Origin of the sequence: Nostoc flagelliforme FACHB-838 (genome assembly GCF_014698065.1) — a bacterium.
Lineage (GTDB): Bacteria > Cyanobacteriota > Cyanobacteriia > Cyanobacteriales > Nostocaceae > Nostoc > Nostoc flagelliforme_B.
Window position 1 is genome coordinate 1 of the sequence record NZ_JACJSI010000410.1, and the last position, 5,059, is coordinate 5,059.

General features: G+C 39.1%; 4 protein-coding genes and 1 pseudogene. 1 reads left to right on the forward strand and 4 read right to left on the reverse strand.

From position 1 onward, the window contains the following. Positions 1-1,668, reverse strand: a 1,668-nt coding sequence (locus H6G97_RS45125; RefSeq protein WP_190946955.1) for a DEAD/DEAH box helicase, incomplete at its 3' end; no start/stop codon positions are given. Positions 1,669-2,155: 487 nt separating this feature from the next. Next, positions 2,156-2,377 carry an N-acetyltransferase gene (locus H6G97_RS45130; RefSeq protein WP_338421986.1) on the reverse strand — a complete coding sequence of 74 codons (222 nt, stop codon included), beginning with the start codon at positions 2,375-2,377 and terminating at the stop codon, positions 2,156-2,158. 411 nt (positions 2,378-2,788) lie between these two features. On the opposite strand from H6G97_RS45130, the gene H6G97_RS45135 reads away from it, so the two are divergent. Then, positions 2,789-3,664, forward strand: coding sequence for a DUF4394 domain-containing protein (locus H6G97_RS45135; protein ID WP_190946957.1), 876 nt, complete (start codon positions 2,789-2,791; stop codon positions 3,662-3,664). 380 nt (positions 3,665-4,044) lie between these two features. Here H6G97_RS45135 and H6G97_RS45140 read toward each other — a convergent pair whose 3' ends face one another. Then, positions 4,045-4,350, reverse strand: coding sequence for a hypothetical protein (locus H6G97_RS45140; protein WP_190946958.1), 306 nt, complete (start codon positions 4,348-4,350; stop codon positions 4,045-4,047). A gap of 382 nt (positions 4,351-4,732) precedes the next feature. Next, positions 4,733-5,059, reverse strand: a pseudogene (locus H6G97_RS45145) (hypothetical protein); the annotation flags it as partial.

Genomic DNA, 5,059 nt, shown 5'->3' on the forward strand with positions numbered 1-5,059 from the left:
AAGAGCTTCTATTGTCGTTACATTAGTCGCCACATTGCTACTGCCTTGTTGTTTTAGCTTTTTCTGTTCAACAAAAGACATAGCCAGGATGCGGTTCTTATGCCGCTCAAAAGGTTCTTTATACAGTTCCCATGCTTTTTTAGTAATTGCTGATTGGGATGGCTCAACCATTTTAACAATTTCGCGCCAATCTCCAAGAGTAAATCTAGTAATATTTTCAATAAAAGCGATGAAAATGGCACTATAAATTTTAGTGGGACTCGCACCCCGTAAACCTTGCCTTCTAAGCGTATCAGTAACTAAGTTTAATCTGTAAGCAGAAACAGAAAGGTCAATTTCTGTAAGCTCAAGACTAAAACCCTGTCTAAGTCGAATTCTACTAAAACAAGGCATAGCAAAATTCTCAATAGTAGTAAAATCAATCGTTTTACCGCAGCTTGGACAAATAGCTTGGTGATGTTGAATCACCACTCCATCCTCGTCAACTTCGGCTTCAATTTTAGCTAATTCATCAGTTAGTGGTTTAAAAATATGGGTGCAATGCTTACATTGGATTAAGCCTTTATTTTGTGTTTCTGATATAGTTTTAGGCAATAAACTCCATTTACGGGCTTCATCAGGAAGCCCATGTTTTTTCCAATTATCCGTAATATCAATAATTCCCGCGGTTGGTTTTAAAGCGTAAGTTCTAAGAACCCGCCCCAGCATTTGCAGCCAAAGAGTAGAGCTTTCAGTCGGACGGACACAGTAGACGCACTCAATATTAGGGCAATCAAAGCCCTCGGTTAAGATTTCGTAATTAGTAATTACTTGGGTTGTGCCATTGCGAAAACGCTGCAATATTTCTAATCTCTCTTGTGTGGGAGTTTTCCCATCTAAATGTTCGGCACTAATATAATTACGAGAAAATTCCGCAGCCAGGGCACGAGAATGTTCTAAGCTACAGGCGAAAATAACTGTACGAAGATTTCGTGCATATTTAAAGTAATTCTCAAGGATTTCACTAACCCCAATCTGGCTAGTGACGGCAACCGCTAACTCTTTGGCTCTAAAATCCCCGCGAGATTTTGCAACTCCAACAGTAGAAATAGTTTGATTCGTTGCAAATAATCGAAAGTTACTTAAATACCCAGCCTGGATTAATTTATCCGTATCAATGCCAATAACCAAATCATCAAATAAATCAACAAAACCTTGACCATCAATTCTTTGAGGAGTTGCAGTTACACCTAATATCTGGGCGCTTTCATAATGTTCAATTAGTCGCCGATAAAATAAAGCAGTTGCATGATGCGCCTCATCTAATATCAAAAGTCCAATGTTCATTGGCAACTCTAATACCTCTCGTCTGCTCAACGTTTGAATGCTAGCAACTTGGATTCTCCGTTCCGGATTAGCCAGAACACCTGCTTTGATAATCCCAACTGGTTCACCGATAATTTGCTCTAGCTTTTCAGCAGCTTGAGATATCAACTCAATCCGATGGGCAATGACTAAAACTTGCTTCCCTTGCTCAAAAAATTTATGAGAAATATGTGCAAAACACACCGTTTTCCCGGCGGCTGTCGGGAGTTGTCCAAGCACCCGCCTATTACCTTTTTCCCAAGAATTCCAAATATCTTTTATCCACTGATGTTGATAATCTCTAAGCTCGTAGGTAACAGGCATTCAATCTACCTCAACCATAATTTTTCTCCCGTGGGAATATTGCTCATTATGCCATAAGCTTTTAAAGTTAAAATACCGATAATTCCAATTCTCAAAGTAGTAAAAATGTTTTGGGCTGATTTGATGCGATTTTACTTCATCAAGAGCAAATTATCTAGACTAAAAATATAGATTTACCAAATTGTTGGTTTATTGGCGATAATGTTGGTGATGTAGAAGCTGAACATAGCGCAGGTTATAAAACTTATTTTGATAGATCAGGGTAATCAGTCTCATCCTCAAATGTCTCGTTTCGGAATTGCTGACTATATTTTGGCTAACCTTTCAATAGCAGCACAGATGATATGTAAGCATTCAGGATCTAATTTTTAATATTTCTGGCATGAAGTTATAGAAATTGCTGGAACAGAAAACCTAGAAAAATTTAGATTGATGACAAACAATTTGCCATTCTGGTCAAATAATTCGTCGTACTACAGTAGACTTCTCAAATATGCCGCGCCAGTATAATAAATAGTTCCTTATCACCTAGTGCTTGAAATGACTGTATCTGTTGGAATCCGGCTTTTTTCCATGCTTTGAGCGCACGTTCATTAAATGCTGCCACTGTAATGCGAAATAGGGTGGGATTAAACTTTGAACGTGCATAATTGAGGACATCTGCAATATACATCTGTCCCCTTCCCTGACCCGTGAGGTCGGGGCGCACTCCCAAACCAATGTCAAGTGAGTCTTTTGTATAATCACCTCCTGGGACTTAAGCCTAATTAAATAGGTGCAAATAAACATAACTATATTACTAGAGTAAAATACATCTAAAACCTTTACAAATGATTAATAAAATTAGATAAACAACGATTTGAACTAGTTCAAATTATTTGTACACACATCATATTTCGCCAGAAATTGAACTTTTGTAGTTTAAATTTTCAATGAAGATATATCCTGTTTATTGAACTTACAGTACTTATTAATGTACTATTTACTGTAAGTGAAATTTACATTCTCCTTCCAAAAAAAATTTACATTGACGTGAATATAATTACGTATTTACGCTAGTTGTATGTTTGGCTGAATTTTACTTATCACACAAGAAAAAATTCCAATTAAAGGCATTTTAATGAAATTAAGTCAACTAGGTACAGTTATCACTGCACTGGCAATAGCGGCAACATTTGATCTACTCAGCATCGCCAAACCAGCGGCGGCTGTTAGTCTGGTAGGTCTAACTGAAGACAACAATCTAGTTCTTTTTGATTCCAGCAATCCCACCAGTAATAGCACTGTCTCAGTCACTGGGGTCGATGGTACTTTGTTGGGGATTGACCGTCGTCCAGCTAACAATCTGATCTATGGTCTCACGAATACTAACAACATATACACCATCAACCCGTTCACTGGTGCTGCTTCTTTTGTAAGTATCCTCTCCTCAGCCTTTACTGGCGGGACTATTTCTGGAGTAGACTTCAACCCAGTACCTGATCGTTTACGGGTCGTTGGTAGCAATGACCAAAACTACCGCATCAACGTGGACACTGGTGCAGTTATTGTTGATGGGACATTGAACCCAGAAGATCCCAACATCACTGCTGTAGCATACACTAATGTTGATAATAACCCAGCAACCGGAACCATACTGTACGATATTGACTACGTTACTGATACATTATCTATACAGAATCCGCCTAATAATGGCACCTTGGGGCTAGTAGGTTCTCTCGGTCTTGACATTATCTCGGCAGCAGGTTTTGACATCTTCACAGACAATGGGGTGAATACTGCCTTTGCAGCATTGACTCCAGCCTCGACATCCGGCTCCAATCTATACACTATCGACTTGACCACAGGTGCTGCTACATCAGTAGGCGCTATCAGTAGCGGTAAGCGTCTTATTGGCCTGGCAGCTATTGTCCCTGAGCCTAACGTTGGTCTTGGCGCTTTGTTCGGTGTTGGTGTTTTTGCTGTATTAGGTCGTCGCCGTAAGTGGGTCAGATAGACAAAATTCTGGTCTACTCTTAATACTATTTGGGATTGAGAATCCCGTTTTGGATATGGTTATCTTTCCAAATAGTATGAATACTCTGTTAAAGGCTTTTTAACGGTTTGCTGAAAGCAGATCGACAAAACATACTCAGTGTATTAAAGCACAAACGGTGTAGTGATTTGAATCCTATACCATCTACAACACTAACCTGTTCAGCCAGGGTGAACGCACAGTATTTCTAAAACCCTTACTGGATAAGGATCTTGACGAAAAAATCGGCTAAATTTAAAAACGCTGAAACCCTTGCTATTAAAGGATTTTTATACTTTAGATGCGTTTGCCCTACCTGTTCAGCCCCTATGAAAATAGGACTTACGCACTGCACGAACAAATCATCCACTCAATCCCGGAAAAAACTTACTCCAAATACTTTGCTCTTTTGAGGCTAATTCTTCTAAACCTAAAACATTCTGTACCCCTTGCTGATTACTTTGGATTTCTTGCATATTAAGAGAATGAATCACCTGGGCTAACTCTGGATTTTCTGCTAAAAGTTCGGCTTCAAGCTTCAACTCCTGCTGCAACAGTTGGGCATTGCGGCGTAAGAACATTTGCTGATTATGTCGCCGTCTCATCTCCTCTTCAGTCAGATATAATTGTTCTTCAAAACTCAAATTGTCGTATTCACCGTTATACATGAGAATTCTTCTCCGATTACATTAAAACTTTATTTCTGACAAGATTGACGACACTGCTCAACTCATTAAACACGTTTAATTCCTCCATAAAGTAATTGATATCCCAGCCTCAATCTTGTAATAAATTCATCAGTATTGCGATTCCCCCAAACTGGGTTAGTACGGCTTTTTATCCAATTGATTGAACTATGACAAATCTCATCATGACAAAGGTAGCACGTAGGAAATGTTGATACCCCAATAACATCATTGCCATAGTAAGCGTGATGAATCTCTTCACTTTTATTAGTTAGGCAAACGACACAATAATTGTGAGTTTTTCGGTGAGCGATTGCTACTTGCTTTCTGTACTCTTTAGGATTACCATATCGAGCATTCCAGTTTAATCGTCTGGGTAGCCGAGATTTTCTAGTAATAGAGTCACCCCCAAATCGTTTAACTCTTGTCCTGTTAATTCCTGCCACTTCTGTTTGATTTCCTGAAAATGCGGTCTTCTTCCTAATTCTGTTGCCCATTTTCTAATTTCTTGATACCAGTCAATCTGCTGCTGTGAGGATTGTTGATTATTTTTAGAACTATCAACAGTCTCACCATTAGGTTTGGAATCTTGTTTTTGTTCCAGACCCTTGATATCAAATTCCGGGACTAGGGCAACAAAGGGATTAGACCGAGTGGGAATCACTAGAGCATATCGAACTCCAGCACTATC